The organism is Actinomadura rubrisoli, assembly GCF_004349215.1.
GTDB lineage: Bacteria > Actinomycetota > Actinomycetes > Streptosporangiales > Streptosporangiaceae > Spirillospora > Spirillospora rubrisoli.
Genome location: NZ_SMKU01000075.1, coordinates 1 through 18857, shown reverse-complemented (window position 1 = coordinate 18857; position 18857 = coordinate 1). Strand labels below are relative to the sequence as shown.

Below are 18857 nucleotides of genomic sequence, written 5' to 3'. Positions count from 1 at the left end.
TCGGTATGCCACGCCTTTCGACCACCAGACCAGGGACAAAACCGCCGTCCGCGCTCCCGGGCCGCCGCTCGGACGACGCGATCGCCCGCCCGGGACGCGCGCCGGCGCGTCCCGAGCGCGTCGCGTCCGTGCTCGACGACGTGGACCGGGGCATCATCCACGCCCTGCGCATCGACGGGCGCGCGCCGTTCAGCCGCATCGCGTCGGTGCTCGGGGTCTCGACGCAGACCGTCGCCCGCCGCTACGGGCGGCTGAGCAGCGAGGCGTCGCTGCGGGTGGTCGGCCTCGCCGACTCCCAGCGGGCCGGGCAGGCGCAGTGGATGGTGCGGCTCACCGCCAGCCCGCACGCCGCCCAGGACCTCGCGCACGGCCTCGCCCGCCGCCCCGACACCTCCTGGGTGCGCCTCACCTCCGGCGGGACGGAGATCTTCTCGATCATCAACACCCTCAACGACAGCGTCGGGCACCACTCCTTGCTGCTGCGCGACATCCCGCGCACGGCCAGCATCACCGCCGTCTCGGCGCACCGCCTCCTGCACACCTACCTGGGAGGCCCCACCGCCTGGCACGGGCACGCCGCCGCCCTCACCGAGGAGCAGCAGCACCGGCTCCGGTGCCGCCTCGCGTCGTCCAACGGCATCTCCCTGCACTCCAACAGGGCGGCCCTGGCCGACACCGACCGGCACCTTCTCGCCGCGCTGCAGCGCAACGGCCGGGCCAGCCACGGCGACCTCGCCGCCGCGACCGGCTGGTCATCGTCCACGGTCGCGCGGCGCCTCGCCGTCCTTCAGGCCAGCGGCGCGATCTTCTTCGACGTCGAGATCAACGACCAGGTGCTCGGCATCACCACGCAGGCGCTGCTGTGGGCGTCCGTCGCCCCCGCCCATCTGGACGAGGTCGCGCGCACCCTCGCCCAGCACGAGGAGCTCGCCTTCGTGGCCGCCACCACCGGCCCGACCAACCTCGTGGCCCTGATCCTGTGCCGCGACCCGTCCGCCCTGCACCACTACCTCACCCATCGGCTCGGCGCGCTCGACGCCATCCGGACCCTGGAGACCGCGCCGGTGCTGAAGACGCTGAAGGCGTCCAGCCCCGTCCCGGTCGCCGAACCGGCCCGGCGCCTGAGCACCGCCATGGCGGCGCACTCACGCTGACCGGCCACGACGAGCCGGGGCCGGGGCTTTCGCCCGGGCCCCGGCTCGTTCGCGATCTTGAGGTCGGGCGGTTGTCACTGGAGCCGCTCGCGCTCCGGCCCGGCCTACTGGCGAACGATCCAGTGGTCGTTGGCGCCCGCGCGGACGAACTTCAACGTCGGGCACAGGTAGTCCTTCGGATTCGGTTCGGTGGTCGGCTGCCAAGGCGAGTCGGACGGGGTCGCCGCGTGCCAGGCGCCGCCCTTGCGCAGTTGGATGGAACTGCTCTCGAACACGACGTTCTTGGCGTCCGTGCAGTAGTGGGCCGTGCCCGTGCTGGTGTTGCGGGTCGCGTAGATCTCGAAGATGTCCCAGCCGTACTTGAGCCGGCTCGTGTCGCTGCCCGACTTGCTGTAGAACAGGCTCCAGCTGCTGGTCTTGTAGTTGTAGAGATAGGCCGACCACGCGTTCTGGCCCGCGTCCGTCTGGACGAGCTGGACGCTGTAGGCGGGGTGCCCGTTCACGGGCTGCGTGTAGGTCTCGACGAAATTCGCGTCCATCTTGATCTCTTTGGCGGGCCCGCCCTTGCCGCACCAGTCCCAGGCCCACACCTCGTTCCCAACGGTTTGGGAGTAGACGGTGGTGACCTCCATGCAGGACCCGGCGGCCTTGATGGTGGGCGTATAGGTGTAGTCGGCGCTGTTGGACACCCGGTAACCGGTGTTGATGCTGTGGGTGGCCATGAACCCGTCGTGCGTTCCGGCGCCGGGCTCGACACCCCAGAAGTGGTGGATCTGCTCCCGCCGCACACGAGAGTTGTGCAGTTCACGGAAGTTGTCGGCGGCTTTGACGCTCTGCGCGTTCCGGACGAAGGACCGGGCACCCTCGACATATCCGCGCTTGGGCGCGTTCGGGTCGGGAGAAGCAGCCGCGCGCTGCTTTCCGGGCGCGGTGGTGGTCGCCTGTCCTGTCATGGCGGGGACGGTGGCCGCCGCGAAGGCGGCGAGGACGGAGCAGGCGAGCAGGGTTCGACGCGGCATGACGCGATTCCTTGCTGTGGGGGAGCGGTCGGCATGCGCGCGCTGGCCGTGGCGTGAGCGGGGGCCCCTGCCGCCCCAAGAATCCCGACGCACCAGACGTACTGTCAATCAGCGGCTTTTCACCGCATTTTCAGTCGCCATCGAAGACCTGACCCAGGTCAGACGCCCCGCCCCCCACAGACCGTCCCGTGCCGTCACCGGCCGTCTCGCGCTGCCACCGATCGTCCGAGCGGCATTCGAGCGCATGAACCTCTGCCGGTAGGCTGACGGACTCGATCATCACCGTCGGAAGAGGAAAGCCCATGGCCAAGTGGCCGTCACTCGACCCGGTCCAGCAGCACGACCTGCTCACGGAGATCACCCGGCAGATCACCGAGGCCCTGCCGCACGGATGGCGGGAGCTGATGATCGACTATCGCCATCTGGGCCGTCACATCGACGTGGCCACCGGTCTCACCGGCGCGGACGGCGCCATGACCGTCTGGGACCCGCCCGCCGAGGTCTGGCGCATGTTCCAGCGGCTGCGCGGCGGCATGTACGTGGAGAACGAGGGCACCTGGTTCTCCTGCCGGTACGGCGTCGAACCGCCAGGCAAGTTCCGCATTCAGTACAACATCCGCAACGAGCCCGACTTTCCTGCTCCTCCGTCCCCGGAAGAGTTCGCCGTGGAACAGGAGCGCTTCCCGCGCACCCCGCCCTACCAGCCCCCTTGGTTCAAAGAGGCACTAGCCCGCGCAGAAGCCTGACGCGGTCTCCAAAACAGCGGGCACCGCCCTTCTAGGGACTGCTGGTGAGGTCGTCCGGCCTGATCTCGCACGGTCACCTACACCGATCATTAATCGCACGCAGCGCTTCTGGAATCTTGTCTCGGAATTCATCACCCAAGATCATAAGGCCCGGGGCGATCCGGCGCTCGGCGATGTTCTCGTCGGTCTCGGACTACCCGGCCGGCCACGCCGGGAGTCTGGCCTCGTGCTCGTGCTCGTGCGCGGGGCCCTTCTAGGTCTGCTCGGCGTAGCGGGGGTTGGTGGCGTGCCATTCGAAGCCGCCGCCCATCCAGGCCCGCAGCCCGCGCAGGAACCTCTGAAGTTCGGGGGAGGAGACGGTCGCGAGCTCGCGGTGGGTGGTCTCGAACCCGCGCACGAGATCGTTGTGGAGGCCGACGGCGATCTCGGTCGCCTCCTCGACGGGGCAGTCCCGGTCGGCCGCGATCAGCAGGACGAGGTTGCAGACCGGATTCTCGTCGGCGGCGTCCTTGGCGACCGAGTGCAGGTCGTTGACGATCACACTCGCGGTGCCCGCCTGCATGGCCGCGCGGCGCACGCGCGGTTCGTAGAAGAGATTGGCCGGGAGCTCGTAGCCGCCGACCACGTCGATGAGGGTCATGGAGGTGTAGAAGCTGTCGTGCTGGCGAGCCGCCAGGTACTCCCAGGCGGGCGGATACTCGCGGGTCTCCCGCCAGGCCGCGTAGGCGGTCCAGCTCACGAACATCGCGAAGGTCGAGTAGCAGATCCGCTGAACCTGGGCGGGGGTGGCGTGGCACGTCAGGTGGGCGACCGACGAGTCGAACATCCTGAGCACCAGATCGTTCTGCAGGGCCTCCTGGAGCGGCGGCGTGAGGTCGCCCACGGGCGGGACGGGGTCCATGGCCGCCATGGCCAGGGTGAGGCGCTGCGGAAGAAGCGTGGGCACGGCGCCCAGCGCGGTGTCGTCGGCGTAGTAGTCGTCGGCCGCCCACCAGCTGGCGTTCAGTTGCGCGGCGACGAGCAGGGGATCGGGATCATCGGTGTCGGGATGGGCGAGGGTGACCAGGCTCCCGAACCTGGCCTTGCCCAGCGCCTCCAGTTCGTGTTCCTCGCATCCCTGGTCCCGTGCCCAGGAGACGAGCCGCGCGTCCACGACATCGGCGAGAACCTCGTCGATGCGTTCGGGAGACGGACAGTAGAGCGGGGAATGCGACCCGTCACCCCATGTCCTTTCGACATAGACCGAAGCGCCGCGGACGGGACCTAGACCAGGCTCATACGGAGCATCGCGACTGGGGCGCCCAGTGGCCAGGAGCGAGGGCAATTGTGCCGCGGTGGTTCCCAGACCGGTCGGCCCGAACGGGATTCCCGGCAACGCGTCCGTGAGCGAACTGGATTGGGGATTCCCGCCACACGGTGGCTGATGTGTCGCGCGCAAAGTCTGTTCACCTGTCTCTGGTCGAGGTCTGGCCTAGGGCAGCGGCTACCGGGGGGCGCGCCCGTCGTCTGCGGCGCAACGAGCGGTGGCCTCGGGCACTGCGGCGGCGCGGGTCAAACCCGGTCGGCGGCGATGAGCAGGTATTGGAAGCTGCCATCGCGGTATGCCTGCAGGAACGTGTCCTCGATGCCCGTGGCGACCGCGGCCTTCTGGCGCAGCTCCCAGTACGGAATGGTCTCGGCGGTCAGGTCGATGACGCTGACGGGTACGAGCCGGTTGGCCGCCATGGCGCGGAAGTAGCCGCTGCGCGGGTGAATGTCGCACACGTAATGGGCGTTGATGACGGAGACCGCTTTGGACGGCAGCCCGTACACGTCGTTGTAGCAGCCGGTGATGGTGACGTATCTGCCGCCCCGCGCGAGCAGACGGGAGTGCTCTGCGAAAAGGTCCTCAAGGACGACGTACATCGTCGACTCGTTATTCCAGATCGCCTGGAAGGCGCCATCCTCGAAGCCGGTGTCGAGCATATTCTTGAGGTGAAAGCGGACCTTGTCGGACACATTCCGCTTGGCCGCCTGGTCGTTGGCGAAGTCCACCTGGGCCTGGGAGATCGAGACACCGTCGACCCGGCAGCCGAAGGCGGCGTTGGCCATGATGCTGGAGCCGCCCCGTCCGGACCCGGCGTCCAGCAGCCGGTGCTCGGGCCGGATGTTGCCGAGATGGCCGAGCAGCAGACGGGCCTGGGCGTTCTCCAGCCGGTGCAGCTCGGTGATGATCGCCTCTTCGCGGCCGACGTCGTCCGCCGCGTCGAGAACGGACCAGTCGACCTCGCCGATCCCGTAGTGGTGGTGGTAGATCCCCGTCACGTCGCCCAGCCGCAGGTTGACCGGATTGCGCTCGGCGTTCCAGTAATTGGCGACGTCGTTCTGGTAATCACTGGCGATGGTCATGGATGATCCCTTTCTGACGGGGGGTCTTCAGCTACCGGACGTGGCGATGCCGGCCCAGCCGGCCGTCCGGCGTCGGGGGGGCCGCTCCGGGTACCGAGCCGCCGGCCACGACAGCGGGGAGCCACTCGCGGGACGACGTCCGCCGCCCGAGAGCGGCCGCACCACGATCGCGTGAAGTCACGAGGCGGACACTAACCGTCAGGCCCCGGCGTCGGAAGGGGGCCGATCACCACAGAAACTGAACGCGTGGTTATGTGAAATGTCACGCCCAAGATACCCCCCACCGCGCCGTGCAATAGGCCCAGACTGGGACATTTGCTACATAGCCGATGGAGTGCCTCTCCACCGTCCAAGCCGCAGCCTCGCTTTCATGGATTGGCGGACGACCACGCCCCGGCCGCGAGTACTCGATACGCAGCCACCACAATTGCAGCCCGGGGACCCGATACACGCCGCGGAATCGACGACCGGCGCGACCCGCTGCCTCCAAGGACGGGCATGCCCACATTGGCAATCATTGGCGCGGGACCGAACCTCGGTCTGGCCGCCGCTCTCAGATTCGGCGCCGAAGCACCTGGGACCGATCGAGGCACCGCACTACAGCCCGCTACCGGCCCTGGAATGAAACAAGCCGGTCACCCTACAGGTGGTTCGTATACTGAGCCCGTGTTGGTCGTCAGAGTCCTGGGACCCACCCGGGTCACCAGTGACGGGATGGCCGTCGACCTGGGCGGTCCGCAATCGCGCCGGCTCCTGGCGAGGCTGGTCCTGGCCGACGGGCGGCCGGTGACCGATGACGGCCTGGTCGAGGCGGTCTGGGGTGACGAAGCCCCGGCGCGTGCAGTGTCCTCTTTGCAGGTGTACGTGTCCCGGCTGCGCCGTCAGCTGGGTGCACACCGCGGCCTTCTCGAACGCAGCGGCTCGGGCTACCGGTTCGTTGTGCCACCAGAATCGGTCGACACCGTACAGTTCGGTCGCGACCTCGATCTCGGCCGCCGGTTCCTGGCCGACAACGCCGCCTCCGAAGCGCTGGACGCCCTCACCACCGCGCTCGCGCATTGGCAAGGTGACGCCTACGCCGACCTCCTTGACACCGCGGAGGTCGTGGCGGCCCGCGGGCATCTGACGGAGCTTCGCGAAACCGCCGTCGAAGAACAACTCGCGGCCAGGCTCGCGGCGGGGGACGCCCCGAAGGCCGTGGCCGAGTTGGAAGAGGCCACCCGGGCCGCACCGTACCGGGAGCGGCGGTGGGCCCTGCTGGTGCTGGGGCTCTACCGATGCGGCCGCCAGGCCGACGCGCTGGCGGTCCTGCGGAAGGTACGCGCGCTGCTCGCCGACGAGTTGGGCGTCGACCCTGGCCCGGAGCTTCAGCGGTTGGAGCGGCTCGTCCTCGCCCAGGATCCGCAGCTGATGTTCCCGACGACATCGGCCGACGCCTCGCCGCGCAACCTCCCGATGACGTCGGCCGACGCCTCGCCGCGGAACCTCCCGACGCCCTTCGCCCGGTCGGGTCTCGGCCGCCCGCTGTCCTCGTTTCGCGGCCGCGACGCCGAACTGGGCCAGCTGACCCGCATCCTGGCCGAACAGCGGCTGGTCACGCTGATCGGCCCGGCCGGGGTCGGCAAGACCCGGCTGGCGGTGGAGTACGCCGCGGCGCGCCCTGACGGCGACGGGCCCTGGCTGGTCCGGCTCGCCGACGTCCGCGAGCCCGAAGTCGTCGCCCAGGCGATCGCCGACGCCATCGGCCTGGCCCAGGTGGTCCACGATCCGCGACTGGCGCTGATCGGTGTCCTCGCCCATCGGCCTGGCCTGCTCATCCTCGACAACTGCGAACACCTCGTCGATGCGGTCGCCGCGCTCGCCATCGAACTGATCACCGCCTGTCCGCGGCTGCGCGTCCTGACGACCAGCCGGGAGCCGTTGCGCGTCGACGGCGAGATCACGCTGGCCGTCGAACCGCTGCCCGTGGCGGCGGCGGACGGCTCGGACGGAGCGGCGCTCAGCCTCCTGTTCGACCGGATCGCCACCGTACGGCCCGGCTGGACGCCCTCCGCCGCCGAGCGCGAGCATGCCAGGCGGGTCTGCACCGCGTTGGACGGCATACCGCTGGCCCTGGAGCTCGCGGCGGCCCGTACACAACTTCTCGGGCTCGGCGAGATCGCCCAGCACCTCGGCGATCGGTTCGCCCTGCTCGGATCGGTGCCACGAGGCTCCCTGACCCATCACGCGACACTCGATGCGGCCATCGCCTGGAGCGTCGAGCCGCTCCCCGCGGCCGATCGGGCCCTGCTGCTGAGGCTGTGGCCCTTCGAAGGCGGCTTCTCACTGGAGGCGGCCACGGCCGTACGCCCGGACGGCACGCGTCAGGCGACAACATTCGAATCGCTGGCGTCGCTGGTGAGCCGCTCAGTGGTCAGCGCCGACACCACGGTCACGCCGACCCGCTATCGGCTACTGGAGACCATACGCGCGTACTGCCAAGCCTGCGATCCGGAGCCCGCGGCCACCCAGGAGGCGCACGCCCACTGGGTCCGCGACCTGGTCGATCGGTGCGCCGTTCAGCTGTACGGCGTGGAAGCCGGGCCGGCCATTCGGACGATCCTGCGGGAGCTCCCCAACCTTCGCGCCGGCATCGCGCACGACCTGCGGCACCGTCCCGAGATGGCGCTCCGCATGGTCGGCCTGCTCGACTGGTTCTGGATCCGGCGCGGCCACGTCGCGGAGGGCAAGCGCCTCCTCGACGCCGCGCTGCGGGCGGCGACCGACGCTTCGGACACCGATCGCGCCCGGGCCCACCTGGCCGGCATGTCGATCGGCTTCCTCATCGAGGACTCCGTCGAGGCCGAGCGCCGGTGCCACGAGGAGATCCTGCCTGCGCTCGGCGACCGTGCCGAGCCCGAACAACGCCTTCTGTACGGCATGCTCCACATCTACGCGGCCATGTGGTGGCTCGGTATCGGAGACATCGACGCCTCCCACGACGCGGCGAGCACGGCCATCGCCATTGGCACCGACCTCGGCGACGACTGGCTCACCGTCAGCGGACGAATGATCAACGCCGCCACGCTCATCCGGCGCGGACAGCCCGAGGCCGGTGAAGCGGGGCTCCTCCAGGCGGCGGCCCAGGCCCTGGCCGCCGGGCTCTCCTGGCCGGCCGGCTGGTCGGAGCTCGCTCTCGCACAGTCCTACCTCCTGCGCCACCAGGCATCCGCGGAGGCCCAGGGCCGAACGGCGGCGGCACTGGACGCCCTCCGCCGCGCCCACATGCGGTTCCAGCACGAAGAGGACATGACCTACATGATCGCCGTCCTGGATACCGCGGCCTCGGCTCTGGCGCTCGCCGACCGTCCGCACGACGCCATCCGGCTGCGCGCTGCCGTCCAGCACCATGCCAGGCGACTCGGCGTCCGCCCCGACCTGCTCAGCCGTTTCAACGCGCCCCAGCTCGACACTCTGCTCACCGAAAGGGAACGCGCCTCCGCCGAGGCCGACGGCACACGGATGAGCTGGACCGACATGGTGGATCTCATAAAGGTCTGATCACCTGTTAGCGTCGCTAAAAGATAAACTCCAGCCCGCCTAAGGTAACGCCCAGCTCCCGGCCTTTACGAATGGCTCGTCAAGCTCACTTGGCTCGTCAAGTTCACTGCAAGCGAATTGCAGGAGGCAAGCGCGAGACTCCGGTCATGCGTACAGCGTCACGAGCAGTGAGCGTGTGCCCGCCGAGCCGGTGCCCGCGCCCAGCCGCTGCCCCAGAAGCCGGCGTTGCCCGCGCACACCACGCTGCAGCCCTTCCCGAGCCCGTGAGAGCACCAGGGGAGAAGCCTGATCTCAACGCCGCATGACCCAGCTGGAGTTGCGTTGCCCGGATCCAAGATCAGGCCATCTGCCGTCGCGGCCGCCTCCGAGCCCTCGCCGGTCCTCGATGTGCTGGTGCTCGGCTCGGTGGAGGTCCGATCGGCGGAGGCACCGCATCAGCTCGATCGTCCCCTCGAAAGAGCGCTGCTGACGCGCCTGGCCTTGGCGCGGGGCCGGCCCGTGTCCGACGAGCGGCTCATCGCGGATCTGTGGGCGGAGCCCGAGCTCGCGCGGCCCGTCCATCGCCTGCGGGTGCTCGTGTCGCGGATGCGGGGAACCCTGGGTAAGACCGCCCCAGTGGTGCGCCGGGTCGCGGCGGGGTACGCGCTCGCCGCGGAGCCGACCGATCTGGTCGCGGCCAAGGCCGCGGCGAACCGCCTGCACGTGGCCAAGCGAGCCGCGGACCCCGCCGCCGTCCGCGCCGCGGCGAGAGACGCCCTGGAGCGCTGGCGCGGGCCGGCGCTGGCGGACCTGCGCACGATCCCGTACGCGGCCAACGAGGCGGAACGTCTGGACGCCTGGCGACTCGACCTGCTGGTAGAGCGCCTGGAGGCCGATCTGGCGCTCGGCGCGGCCGCGGAGGTCACCGACGAACTCGCCCAGCTGGTCACCGAGAACCCCCTGCACGAACGACTGTGCTGTCTGCTGGCCCTCGCGCTCTATCGCACCGGCAAACAGGCCGAGGCCCTGGACGGGCTCGCCAAGCTCCGCCGCACCTTGGTCGACGAGCTGGGCGTCGACGCCGCCCCGGAGACCGCGGCAATGGAGATCGCCCTGCTCAGGCAGGACTCGGCGTTGCAGGCCCCTGCCGCCACGTCCCCCGTCACGATCCGTTCCCCGTCCGGGCCGCCAGACCCGTCCGCCAACCCGCCCGCCCGGCTCTTCGAGCCTCCAAAGCCGGCGGGCGACTTCATCGGTCGTGAGGAGGATGTGGCGGAGCTGTCGCGCCGGCTCGCGCGGCCGGGCCTGGTGACGTTGGTCGGGGAGCCCGGCAGCGGGAAGTCCAGGCTGGCGATGGAGGCCGCACGCGGTATGGCGGTCGCGGAGCGGAAGGTGGTCGTGGTCGAGCTGGCGCCGCTGCGCGGCGACGGCGCGGTGGTGGCGGCGGTCGCGGCGGCGGCCGGGATCGAAGGGGCACGAGCCGACCTGCTGCCGGCGTGCGCGGCGGCGCTGGAAGGGACCTTGCTGGTCCTGGACAACGCCGAGCATGTGGTGGCGCAGGTGGCCGATCTTTGCGCGCGGCTCGACCGGCAGGCGCCGGAGGCGTCGGTGCTCGTCACCTCGCAGCGGCCGCTGCGGCTGCGGGCCGAGCACGCGCGGCGGGTGGGCCCGCTTGATCGGGACGCGGCGGTGCGGCTGCTGGAGCGGCGGTGCGCCCGCGACGCGCTGCCCGCGGCGCGGGAGGACCTTGACGCGATCTGCGCGGCGGTCGACCGGCTACCGCTGGGCATCGAGCTCGCCGGCGGGCTCACCAGGACCATGAGCGTGGCGCAGGTGGCCGCACGGCTGGGTGATCGGCTGCGGCTGCTCGTGGGTGGGACGAGGGACTCGGGCGGCCGGCACACCAGCCTCCAGGCGGCCTTGGACCGCAGTCACGATCTACTGGGCGCGCGGGAGCGCGCGGTGCTGCGAAGGGTGAGCGTCTTCGCCGGAGACTTCGGGCTGGAGGCGGCCGAACACGTGGCCGTTGGTCCGGACATTGAGCTCGGTGACCTGGCGCCTGCCCTCGCCGAGCTGGTCGACCGGTCCCTGGTCACCGTGGAGGCCGCCGGCGGGGTTCGCCGGTTCCGCCTGCTGGAGACCGTACGTGCTTATGCGCGGGCGGAGCTGGCCGCCACCGGGGAGATGCCGGCGGTGCGCGCCGGGCAGTCGTCCTGGCGCCGCGCGCGGATACGGGCTCTGGGCGGGACCGGCGACCTCGACTCGGCTGATCAGACGGTCGCGGTGTTCCAGGGATGGCCGGACACGCTCGACGCGCTGGAGCATGCGTGAGCGTGGCCGTTGCGTCGGGAGGACAGCGCCCTCATTGCAGATCGGTCAGGCGGCGGGCGACCTTGTCGAAGACCGCTCGTTCCGCCGGCTTGGGTGCGTAGCAGATGATCTCGTCGAAGCCGATGGCCCTGTAGCGGTCCACCAGCCGGGAGAAGGCGTCGGCGGAGGACCACGGGGAGATCGAGCCGTATGCCAGCAGCACCTTCCGTACCGGCGGGCGGCCGCGGTCCGCGGTGCGCTGGTCGAGCGTGCGGATACGGGTGAGCGTCGCCTCGTGGAAGTCCTGTTCCTCGGCTGTGCCGGTGAAGGTGACCCAACTGTCGGCGTGGTCGGCGGCCACCGCCAATGCCCGGGGTCCGTTGGCGGCGACGATGAGCGGGATCCGGCGTTGGATCGGTGCCGGGCTCAGCGCCGCACCTTCGTACGGGTAGTGCCCGCCGGCGTGGTCCTGCGCGTCGCCTGACCGGAGCCGGTCGACCGTGGCGACGAACTCGGCGAACCGGTCGGCCCGCTCCTGTGCGCTCCAGACCGGTACGCCCGCCATCGCGTGGTCGGCCGGCCACAGGCCCGAGCCGACGCCGAGCTCGAAGCGGCCGTCGGAGATGTGGTCCATCGTCACCGCCTGCTTGGCGAGAACGGTCGGCCGCCGGTAGATCATATTCGCGATCAGCAGGCCGATCCGGATCCGGGCGGTGGTCGCCGCCCACCCGGCGATGATGGCCGGGCCGTCGTGCACGGGCACCCTCGGATCACGCGCGTTGCGCAGGTTGTCTCCGGTCCACAGGCTGTCGAACCCGGCGTCCTGGGCGATGTCCGCCCAGCGGCGAGCCTCCGTCCAGGTGCCTGGATTCACCTTCAATCCGAACTTCATCCTTGTCTCCCAGCGCTCGATGCGAAGTTCAGTACGGCGGTGATGAACTGCTCCGGATCCCGGTCGATGCCCATATGGTCCTGGCCGTGCAGCGGCAGGACGTCCGCCTGGGGGAGCCTAGCGGCGATCGCCTCGGCCGCCGGGGCGAAGTAGGCCGGGCTCCGGGTGCCGAGCAGCAGCCGGACGGGTATCTCGATCCGCGCCAGCCGGTCGGAGACCTCGAAGCACCCGACAGCCTCCAGTTCCCTGACGATGGTCGGCGCGGCGGCCAGCCGCGCCCCCCAGATCGGGGTGGTCCGCATGGCCTCGATTTCGTCCGGGCCCAGGCGGATCACCTCGCGGAAGAACGTCTTGAGCACCTCCTCGGGATGTCCGGCCGCGGTTGCGGTGCGGAGCCGGTCGAGCACGTCCGGCGCGACGACGTGCCGGTCGCCGGTAGGCAGCGGTGGTTCGTAGAGGACCATCCGGCCGATCGCATCCGTCAGCAGCGCCGATTCAAGCGCGCAGAGGGCTCCGTAGGAGTGTGCGACGACATAGACGTCGCGGCCGACCGCCTCCGTGACCGCGGCGATGTCCTCGCCTTCGCGCCTGATGTTGTACGGGCCGACTTCGGCGGTGCTCAGCCCCCGCCCTCGACGATCGACGGCGTGCACCCCGTACCGCTCCGCGAGCCCGGCCAGAACCGGTGCCCATCGACCGCGATCCGCCGTACCACCATGAACCAGTACCATCGCGGGTCCCTGACCGGAGCTTTCGAAACCGACGACGGTTCCGTCCGGAGATGCGACGAACCTGACCACGGCCCTCCCTCCTCACCGGCGGCCGACTGCCGCTGATCGCGGCAGCGCGGAGCCGCCCTTCACGAGCCTCTCCTCGACGTGACAGATCCTCCATGCGGTTTGCCAAGGTTGCCCGAAATGATCCGGCTGGCTCGTACGGCCGGCTGGGCGAGCCGGTGAAGCCGATCCGCGGTGCCGGTCAGCACGCACAGGGCGGCGACGACAGCACCGCCGCGGGCTCGCACCGGGGCCGCGACACAGAACACACCGGCGACCAGTTCCTCGCGATCGACCGCCAGCCCGTCCGACCGGATCGACGCCGCCGTCTGCTTCCATCCCCCCGGCATAGGCCCCAGCGGAAGGCCGGGTCGCGCCGCGGCCACCAGCAGCTTGCCTGCTGCCGTGGACCATGGCCAGGTCGCGCCCGGCAGCAGTGGCGCCAGGGAATCCACCTCCCCAACGGCACCGGCCACCACGAGCGTCCTGCCGGTCCTGAGCACGCAGACGCCTACGGTGGCGCCGGTGGCGGCTGCCAGCGCACGCATCGGTCCGTCAGCGGCGGCCGCCAGACCGGGTACGGGCTGCCATGCGCGGCCGAGCTGGAGGAGCCGAGGACCCAACCGGTAATGGCCGCGGACATTCGCGCGCTCGGCCGCACCCAGGTCGATCAGCTGTTCCAGCAGCCGATGCGCGGTGGTCTTCGGCAGTCCGCTGACCGCGGCCAGCCTGCTGAGTCCGGCGACCTCAAGGTTCTCCAGTGCCTCAAGCACCGCGAACGCTCCTTCCAGAACACCTCGTCCGCTTCCGGGACGAGGTGCGAGGGTGCCGTGCCCCGGCCGTCGACCCAAACCGTGCGCAGCCCCCGCACGCGCACGCTCTCGCGTCCCGGGCCCCGTGCTCGCCGCTGCTTCACCATTCAACGCGAACCCCCAAGTCACACGTCCAACGCAACAACAGACTGAGGCCGCCGGGTTTCACGCCATTCTCACGGGGATTACACACGTCCGGCCCACCTACCTGCACGTGAGAGCGCCGTGAAACGTGCGCGCTGAATGTCGAACGCCCGCTGTGAAGGCGGTGTGATCGCGATGTGAGGACGGTCGCTCACCGTGGTGATACGCCTGGGAGGCCGTCGGGGGACGAGATGGAAGGGACAGCGCCGCTATCGCCGTGACGACACCGGCGAGCGCTTTGACGACCTACTCCCATGGCGTACCGCTTCCGACCGCCGGCGCAATTGACAATGCCAAGGAGAAAACTCGTGACGTCCACTCATCGAAAGGTGGCCTTGGCCGCCTCGGCGCTCGCGCTGGCGCTGACCGGCTGCGACATGGCCGACGACGACTCCTCCTCGCCGACCGGATCGCCGGCCCCGCAGGCAACGGCTCCGTCCGCGCCGGGCGGGCCCGTTGGATCTCTGCCCGCCGACGCCTGCGCGCTGCTGACCAAGGAAGAGGCCGCCGAGGTGATGGAGACGAAGATCGACCTCGTCCGGGCGGAGAACGCGGGAACGGAGAAGAGCTGCTCGTACGACGATGACCTGAAGATCAGCGTCGCTCCCGGCACGGTGGAGGACTTCACCTCCCAGGCCGAGCACTATGAGGCGGTCGCCGGCATCGGAGACGCCGCCTACACCGGCGGCACGGCGCTGTGGGTGCTGGACGGGACGACCAAGATCACCATCACCAGCGGCGGTGGCCCGGAGCGCCGCACGGCCGTCGCACGCAAGGTCATCACGAGGTTGGCAGCACCGAGTGCGACCCCCGCGTCATAAGACAGCGCCAGCCAACCCGCTGTGGCGCGCCTTGGACGTGGCACGAGTAAAGACTCCGCTCGCGACCTCCGGCATGTTGCGGTCACCATCAATGCCGCCGCCCCGTTCATCATGAGCGATGCGCAAACCACAGGTCCGTTCAACGGACCGAAGCTTCTCCGGAACCGGCGCTCCGCGGATGCTGGAGACCGTCGCCCAGGACAGGGCGGGCCGCAGATCGTTCATCAGGGGGAAATCACTATGGTGTCCACTACTCGCTCCCTCACCCGTCGTCTAGGCATAGGCGCGCTAACGGCTATGGCCACCGTTGGCGCGCTCGGTGGACCCGCACTTGCCGGGCCGACACCGTACCCCTCTGCCAAGCCCAAACAGACACAGACCTCGCCCGCGAAACCACGAACCAAGATCGGCAATATCGGCTACCAGGTTGTCGTCGGTAACTGGGTCATAGCCGACGCGGGTGGTTTCGTACGCGTCGCCGCCGACTGCCCGGCCGGAATGCAGGTCCTCAGCGGCGGCGAAGAGAACACGATCTCGGGCGGGGTCGTGCTCACCGTCTCCTACCCCGAAAGTCCCACCCGCTGGACCTCCTTCGCCGCCAACACCTCGTCGGGCACGGCAAGCGTTCGCGGCTATGCCGTCTGCGGCAGCGGTATCAGCGGCCACCAGATCGTCACCAACGACTTCAACGTGGGCGGGAACAGCAGCATCGGATTCGCCGGCACTTGCCCGCAGGGCAAGCTCGCCCTCGGCGGCGGCGAGAGCAACAGCAACCCCAATGGCGGCCTGCGGATCGGCAGCTCGTTCAATCCCCCAACCAGCGGTGGGTCCTACTTCTGGGGGGTCGATGTCGTCAACACATCGCTGATCACGCAGAACTGGCGGCTCTTCACCATGTGCGGAGGCGGGCTCAGCAGATACCAGCGGGTCCAGGGACCCGACGTCAACCTCCCTGCGGGCGGATTCGGCTCTGCCAGCGCCACCTGCCCCGATGGCATGGTGGCTCTGGGCGGTGGCGGCCTTAACGCATCCCGCGGCGAGGCTGTACTGACCGACTCCTTCCCCACTGGTGACGGCCGCGGTTGGAGCGTCTACAGCAAGAACATCTCCAACGACGGATCCCACGTCCACGTCGACGTCGTCTGCGGCGCCTAACCGGAACGACCGCGTGCGCGGCGTCCTGAATCGGGCTACCCGTCCCGCAGAAGGCTCATCACTTCGGCCAGGCATGCTCAGGCGATGCAGAACGCGACGGGAGGCTCGGCCCACCTTGGGGACATCCGGCCCGGACCGCCCTTTCCACGCGGATCACCGACGTTTCGGGGTGCCCCTGGGGGATCCTACACAAAGGAGAACGCCCCATCCCGACCGATGGCCGCCTGACATCACCGGATCATTCACCGTCGGCGCGTGCCGGTAGCGCTACGGAGGCACGCATGGGGATTCAGGACGGCGAGCCGGCCGACCCAGTAACCCCACACCCAATCACCACCAACGGCGTGCAGGGATGCGTGTCGCCTGCTCGTCGGCATATAGGAATGGTTGAAATCCCTGGGGCGACACGTATCGACAGCATATGGCCCACCCATTCACCGCTCGGCGCGCCCTACCGCATTCCGGTTGGCGCATAGTCTGCAGCTAACCGGTCGGATCGATGTGAGCCCACCCCCGGATTCGGACGCCCGCGTGCGGGCTCAACAGCGCCGTCACGTGCGGGAATGCCGAAGGAAGACAAGGTCAAGCCTCTCCTTCGGTTCGGGCAGGTTCGATCCTGCGAGGATCTGCTCATGGAACCGTGGCCATTGAGGCCGCGAAGCACGTGTTCAGCGCGGTCAAGGCGACCGGCTTGTTCCGTTTTCGGGCGACCAAACCGGGGGCGGGTGTTCTCGAAGTAGCCGAGCCGGCCAAGGCAGCGGAATGGCTGGGGTGGGACGATGCGGAGCTGGGCGATGGCAGGGACGGCTTCAGGGACAGGGACGGCACCTACATCGCGGCTTGGCCCATGACCATGCGGATCGCGTCACGGATCGCGCTCCGGCGACCCGAAGATGTGCTGGCACCCGTGCTCCACAGGCTGGCGGAGGTTCGCGACGAGCACGAGAACACGACGTACGGCAGGCTCCGTACCTCGCGGAAGCTCGAACGCTGGGAGGCCATCGCTCGACTCTGCACGAATGGTGCGGGAAGGATGCGACCGACCGCTACGACGAACTGGAGGCGCTGCGAGCCGAGGTCGAACGGCTGGGTGCGGTGGTGGAAGCCGCTGTCGCCGCGCTTCGGCGACATGGCCATCACGCTATCGCCGCCACCATTGCGCGCGACCTGGGCGTCCGTATCTCCACCCCTCCCGGTAAAGGTCGCTGACGGACTGCTGTGTGCCTGGGTTAGGGCGTCGATACTCTTGGTGCGGGCCCTCTGGGCTCCAGTCCCCGAGGTAGGGGCGTAGATCGTCGGGTTGCGGCTCGAACTCGAACTGCGCGCCGGCCAGGCGAGGGAGGTTCTTGACCGGGTCGAGCCGATCGGCGAGCGCACGCGCCCAGTCGAGCCAGGATCGAATCTGGGCCGTCTCCGCGACATTCGTGTGCCCTGTGTTCGCGGCATCCAACGCATCGCACAGTTCGCGGATCTCCCGGGCCGAATTCCAGCCTTCCCGGAGCGTCGTGAGTACTCGGAGTCGATGTTCTTCGGTTGCTCGTTGCGTTGCCCGGGCCATCGCGGCACGCCAGCGGGCTTCGGTCTCCGCCTCCTCCCTGTCCAGTTCTACGAGGAATTCTGCGTATTCTCGTTCTGCCTGCCGCCGGCGGTGCTCTGCGTCCTTTGCGGCCTCCTCTGCCTTCTTGACGATGTCCGGCAATCGGGCTTCGAGGCGTGATTTGCTATTGTCCGTCCATGTCTCGTCCTTGCCATGATGAACGGTCAGGGCGAGCCGTAGTCGGCCGGTCGGCTTCGATATGATCTCGGCTTCGACCCGCTGCCAGGAATACGGGCGGCGTCGCTGCTTGTGCGGTACGTCGGGTACCAGCTCCGTTTCCTCGTGTTCTTCGCTGAGCGCCACGTCGAAACGATGGCCGCCGTCCAGTTGAAGGAAGAGACCACGCGGCTTGCGTTTCCGTGACAGAGCGAGTTGAAGGCCGTGCTGTTCGGCCTCGCCGGCCAGGGAGCCGACGATCTGCAGCGCCCGTGGCCATTCGCGTTCGGAGACTTGCAGGATCTCGGGATGGGTCTCCAGCATCGCCGCCAGACCGGCGGGGTCGGTGACCAGGTCGCGGGCGCCCAGCCGGATCCGGTTCCATTCGGTCTGGGCTTCGGGGCTCCCGTCCGAGAGTCGGACGATCAGGTCGCCGCTCGACCGCCCGGTGTGGAGCAACTCGAATCCCTCCGGCAACAGACCGCCTTGCTTGATCGCGTGTATGACCTTCCGGTAGGCGGCGCGGGTGCGTTCGTCTGGCCGGAGCACGCGGACGGTGCCTTCCTCGCGCAGTTGCCGAACGAGTGCGTCGGCGGTGACGATCGGTTGCTTGACGAGTGGCCGCGGCGTTTCGGCCGTCTCCGAAAACCGTCCGTGTTCCAGGTAGTAGCGGCCCGCTTTGGTGATCTCCGCCCGCCAGGCACCGTCCTCGACCGGCGTGGTCACCAGACCCCGTCGTCGCAGCGCGTACACAGTGTGCGCGAGGTCGTGATCCCGATGGGTCACCGGATCTGTGCCGGTATCGATGCGCCGCAGAACATCCAGTTGTCGATCGTTGAGCTTCGTCCAGCGCTGCATCTCGCTAGACCAGTCGATGAAGGCGTCCTCCGCAATGAGTTCACGGAAATCGTTCGGTCTTCGTCGTGATCGTTGACGTGATGCCGGCACTGCCGGTCGCATCTTGCACTTGGGTACGGGCTTACCTTCGTGGTGTGGTCGCTATGGGAGCGGCCGGATCAGGAGTCGTTGGGGGCGTGGCCCGAGCCTGAGGTGTCGAACATGTGCGCGTTGTCGCCGAACAGCACGAGTGTCCGTCAACCGGCACGCCCCCCTCCTGACTGGCCTCGCGCCCAGACGGCTGCCGCTCAGCCACGAGACCCTTGACGCCGTCCCTCGTCCCAGACCGCGATGTTCCTGCACGACCTCCTGGTCCAGCACGGGATTCTCAGTTACCAAGACCGCTAGAGGACTTCAACTGTTGGGGTTACGGTAGTTTGAGGTCCAGGCCGGTGCGGGCGAGGAATCCCGCACAAAGTTCGGGTCGGTACTGCATACGTTTTAGGCGGTTCCTCACCAGGATGCCGAGCT

General features: G+C 69.1%; 15 protein-coding genes. 6 read left to right on the top strand and 9 right to left on the bottom strand.

Annotated elements, in window-relative coordinates; genetic code table 11:
- The first annotated feature begins 5 nt into the window (after window positions 1–5).
- Window positions 6–1154 (top strand): Lrp/AsnC family transcriptional regulator, encoded by a 1149-nt coding sequence (locus E1298_RS16650; RefSeq protein WP_131894175.1) that lies wholly within the window; start codon window positions 6–8, stop codon window positions 1152–1154.
- 104 nt (window positions 1155–1258) lie between these two features.
- Here E1298_RS16650 and E1298_RS16645 read toward each other — a convergent pair whose 3' ends face one another.
- A complete protein-coding gene (locus E1298_RS16645; RefSeq protein ID WP_131894173.1) occupies window positions 1259–2173 on the bottom strand; it encodes a carbohydrate-binding protein in 915 nt (304 codons plus the stop codon).
- A gap of 302 nt (window positions 2174–2475) precedes the next feature.
- Here E1298_RS16645 and E1298_RS16640 point away from each other — a divergent pair, with 302 nt between their 5' ends.
- A complete protein-coding gene (locus E1298_RS16640; protein WP_131894171.1) occupies window positions 2476–2919 on the top strand; it encodes a hypothetical protein in 444 nt (147 codons plus the stop codon).
- 253 nt (window positions 2920–3172) lie between these two features.
- Here the strand turns inward: E1298_RS16640 and E1298_RS16635 are convergent, their stop codons facing one another.
- Window positions 3173–4294, bottom strand: a complete 1122-nt coding sequence (locus E1298_RS16635; protein WP_131894169.1) for a family 2 encapsulin nanocompartment cargo protein terpene cyclase — start codon at window positions 4292–4294, stop codon at window positions 3173–3175.
- Between the two features lie 176 nt (window positions 4295–4470).
- Window positions 4471–5307: a geranyl diphosphate 2-C-methyltransferase gene (locus E1298_RS16630; protein WP_131894167.1), complete on the bottom strand. Its 837-nt coding sequence runs from the start codon at window positions 5305–5307 to the stop codon at window positions 4471–4473.
- 666 nt (window positions 5308–5973) lie between these two features.
- Between E1298_RS16630 and E1298_RS16625 the strand changes: the two genes are divergently transcribed.
- The gene (locus tag E1298_RS16625; RefSeq protein WP_165975491.1) at window positions 5974–8847 is read left to right on the top strand and encodes an ATP-binding protein; all 2874 of its coding nucleotides are present in this window, start codon (window positions 5974–5976) and stop codon (window positions 8845–8847) included.
- Between the two features lie 321 nt (window positions 8848–9168).
- Window positions 9169–11157 carry an AfsR/SARP family transcriptional regulator gene (locus E1298_RS16620; protein ID WP_131894163.1) on the top strand — a complete coding sequence of 663 codons (1989 nt, stop codon included), beginning with the start codon at window positions 9169–9171 and terminating at the stop codon, window positions 11155–11157.
- Window positions 11158–11188: 31 nt separating this feature from the next.
- On the opposite strand, the gene E1298_RS16615 is transcribed toward E1298_RS16620, so the two are convergent.
- From E1298_RS16615 to E1298_RS16605, 3 genes are all read right to left on the bottom strand, one after another.
- The gene (locus tag E1298_RS16615) at window positions 11189–12028 is read right to left on the bottom strand and encodes an LLM class flavin-dependent oxidoreductase (RefSeq protein WP_131894161.1); all 840 of its coding nucleotides are present in this window, start codon (window positions 12026–12028) and stop codon (window positions 11189–11191) included.
- A complete protein-coding gene (locus E1298_RS16610) occupies window positions 12025–12759 on the bottom strand; it encodes an alpha/beta fold hydrolase (RefSeq protein WP_131894159.1) in 735 nt (244 codons plus the stop codon). Before E1298_RS16610 ends, E1298_RS16615 begins: the two co-directional genes overlap by 4 nt.
- A gap of 128 nt (window positions 12760–12887) precedes the next feature.
- Window positions 12888–13577, bottom strand: coding sequence for an IclR family transcriptional regulator (locus E1298_RS16605; RefSeq protein ID WP_207944668.1), 690 nt, complete (start codon window positions 13575–13577; stop codon window positions 12888–12890).
- A 491-nt stretch (window positions 13578–14068) separates the two neighbouring features.
- Between E1298_RS16605 and E1298_RS16600 the strand changes: the two genes are divergently transcribed.
- Window positions 14069–14581 (top strand): hypothetical protein, encoded by a 513-nt coding sequence (locus E1298_RS16600; protein ID WP_131894155.1) that lies wholly within the window; start codon window positions 14069–14071, stop codon window positions 14579–14581.
- On the opposite strand, the gene E1298_RS16595 is transcribed toward E1298_RS16600, so the two are convergent.
- Complete coding sequence (locus tag E1298_RS16595) at window positions 14576–14806, bottom strand: hypothetical protein (RefSeq protein WP_131894153.1); 231 nt, start codon at window positions 14804–14806, stop codon at window positions 14576–14578. The two genes, E1298_RS16600 and E1298_RS16595, sit on opposite strands and share 6 nt — an antisense overlap.
- A gap of 72 nt (window positions 14807–14878) precedes the next feature.
- Between E1298_RS16595 and E1298_RS16590 the strand changes: the two genes are divergently transcribed.
- Window positions 14879–15736: a hypothetical protein gene (locus E1298_RS16590; RefSeq protein WP_131894151.1), complete on the top strand. Its 858-nt coding sequence runs from the start codon at window positions 14879–14881 to the stop codon at window positions 15734–15736.
- A gap of 828 nt (window positions 15737–16564) precedes the next feature.
- Here the strand turns inward: E1298_RS16590 and E1298_RS16585 are convergent.
- Complete coding sequence (locus tag E1298_RS16585; protein WP_131894149.1) at window positions 16565–16867, bottom strand: hypothetical protein; 303 nt, start codon at window positions 16865–16867, stop codon at window positions 16565–16567.
- A gap of 10 nt (window positions 16868–16877) precedes the next feature.
- Window positions 16878–18449, bottom strand: a complete 1572-nt coding sequence (locus tag E1298_RS16580; protein ID WP_131894147.1) for a hypothetical protein — start codon at window positions 18447–18449, stop codon at window positions 16878–16880.
- Between the last annotated feature and the right edge of the window lie 408 nt (window positions 18450–18857).